Raw genomic sequence first — 2,461 nt, 5'->3', positions numbered from 1 at the left:
CGCTGCTGGTGCCCTTCCCGCCCGGTGGCTCCACCGACGCCATCGCCCGTCTGCTGGGCAACAAGCTGCAGGAGACCCTCGGCGGCAGCTTCGTCGTTGACAACCGCGGCGGTGCGGGCGGCACCATCGGCACCGGCATGGTCAAGCGCGCGGCGCCGGACGGCTACACCGTCCTCGTCTCGTCGCTGGGCCCGCTGGTCATCGGCCCGCACCTGCTGAAGAACCTGCAGTACGACCCGACCAAGGACCTGGACTACATCACCGTCGCCGTGCAGGCGCCCAACGTGCTGGTGGTGCCCGCCGCGTCGCCGCACAAGAGCATGGCCGACGTGCTGGCCTATGAGAAAGCCAACCCCGGCAAGATGAGCTTCGGCTCCAGCGGCAACGGCAGCAGCGACCACATCACCGCCGAGCTGTTCTGGCTGCAGACCGGCACGTCGGGCCTGCACATCCCCTACAAGGGCGGCGGCCCGGTCATGACCGACCTGCTCGGCAACCAGGTGGATGCCAGCTTCATGAACATCAACACCGCGCTGCCGCAGATCAAGGCCGGCAAGCTGCGCGCGCTGAGCATCACGAGCGCCCAGCGCTCGCCGGTGCAGCCCGACGTGCCCACCATGGACGAGCTGGGCATCAAGGGGCTGCAGGTCTACTCCTGGCAAGGCGTGGCCGCGCCCAAGGGCCTGCCCGCCGACATCAAGGCCAAGCTGCATGCCGGCATCGTCAAGACCTTGAACTCGCCGGACATCAAACCGAAGTTGCTGGAGCAGGGTTTCGAGGTCGTCGCCAACACGCCCGAGCAGTTCACCGCCTTCCAGGCGASCGAGTTCGCACGCTGGAAAAARGTGATCGAAGAACGCAAGATCACCGCAGATTGAGCCCACCCCCGAGGCGCTGACGCGCCTCCCCCTCAAGGGGGCTGAGCTCGGACACAAACAGTCCTGAGGACTGTTTGTGCCTAGCGAAGGACAAGGCCTCTGGCCTTGGCAGCACCCGATAACCTGGCAGAGCCAGTTCCATGGGTGCCACTTGGTGGGGCACTACATCTTTGAAGTACTGACATGACCTCGACCCCCGTCATCAAGGAGCTGCGCGTTGTGCCCGTCGCCGGGCGCGACGGCATGCTGCTCAACCTCAGCGGCGCGCATGCGCCCTTCTTCACCCGCAACCTGTTGATCCTGACCGACAGCGCCGGGAACACCGGCGTCGGCGAGGTGCCCGGTGGTGAGAAGATCCGCCAGACGCTGGAGGACGCGCGCCAGCTGGTGGTCGGCCAGCCCATCGGTGGCCACCAGGGCGTGCTGCAGAAGGTCAGCCAGTCCTTTGCCGACCGCGACGCCGGCGGCCGTGGCCTGCAGACCTTCGACCTGCGCACCACCATCCATGCGGCCACCGCGATCGAGTCGGCCTTCMTGGACCTGCTCGGCCAGCACCTGGGCGTACCGGTCGCGGCCCTGCTAGGCGAAGGCCAGCAGCGCGATGCGGTGGAGATGCTGGGTTATCTCTTCTACGTCGGTGACCGCACGAAAACCGACCTGCCGTACAACAGCGAGCCCGGCGCCGACAACGCCTGGAGCCGACTGCGCCATGAAGCGGCGCTGACTCCCGAGGCCGTCGTCAAGCTGGCCGAGGCCGCCCGCGAGCGCTACGGCTTCAACGACTTCAAGCTCAAGGGCGGCGTGCTGCGCGGCGACGAGGAGGTCGAGGCCATCCGCGCCCTGCACGAGCGATTCCCCGACGCGCGTGTGACGCTGGACCCCAACGGCGGCTGGCTGCTGAAGGACGCGATCCGCCTGATGCGCGACATGAAGGGCGTTCTCGCGTATGCGGAAGATCCCTGTGGTGCCGAGGATGGCTTCTCGGGCCGAGAGGTGATGGCCGAATTCCGCCGCGCTACCGGCCTGCCCACGGCCACCAACATGGTCGCCACCGACTGGCGCCAACTCTCGCACGCGCTGTCGCTGCAGAGCGTGGACATCCCGCTGGCCGACCCGCATTTCTGGACCATGGCCGGCAGCGTGCGCGTGGCCCAGACCTGCCGCGACTGGGGCCTGACCTGGGGCTCGCACTCCAACAACCACTTCGACATCTCGCTGGCCATGTTCACGCATGTCGGCGCTGCGGCGCCCGGCAAGGTCACGGCCATCGACACGCATTGGATCTGGCAGGACGGCCAGCGCCTGACCCAGGAGCCGCTGCAGATCGTCGGCGGCCACGTCAAGGTGCCGGCCAAGCCGGGCCTGGGCGTCGAGCTCGACATGGCTGAGGTGGAAAAGGCCCATGCCCTCTACAAACAGCATGGGCTTGGCGCCCGCGATGACGCGATTGCGATGCAATACCTCATCCCCAACTGGACCTTCAACCCCAAGCGCCCCGCGCTGGATCGGTAAGCATTCATGTTCAAGAACCTCATCAACGGCGAGTGGCTGGACGGCCACGGCGTCTCCCGCAACATCAACCC

Annotated in this window: 2 protein-coding genes; both read left to right on the top strand. The window is 67.0% G+C overall.

The genetic code is table 11. The features are described 5' to 3' along the window. Positions 1–878: Bug family tripartite tricarboxylate transporter substrate binding protein (locus AC1DU6_RS27315; protein ID WP_477860957.1), on the top strand; the 878-nt coding region annotated here is incomplete at its 5' end. A gap of 183 nt (positions 879–1,061) precedes the next feature. After that, positions 1,062–2,390 carry a glucarate dehydratase gene (gudD, locus tag AC1DU6_RS27310; RefSeq protein WP_477860955.1) on the top strand — a complete coding sequence of 443 codons (1,329 nt, stop codon included), beginning with the start codon at positions 1,062–1,064 and terminating at the stop codon, positions 2,388–2,390. Positions 2,391–2,461: the final 71 nt, after the last annotated feature.

The organism is Roseateles sp. P5_B10, assembly GCF_056400485.1.
The sequence above is the reverse complement of the archived record's forward strand: the minus strand, read 5'-3'. Positions and strand labels throughout refer to the sequence as shown.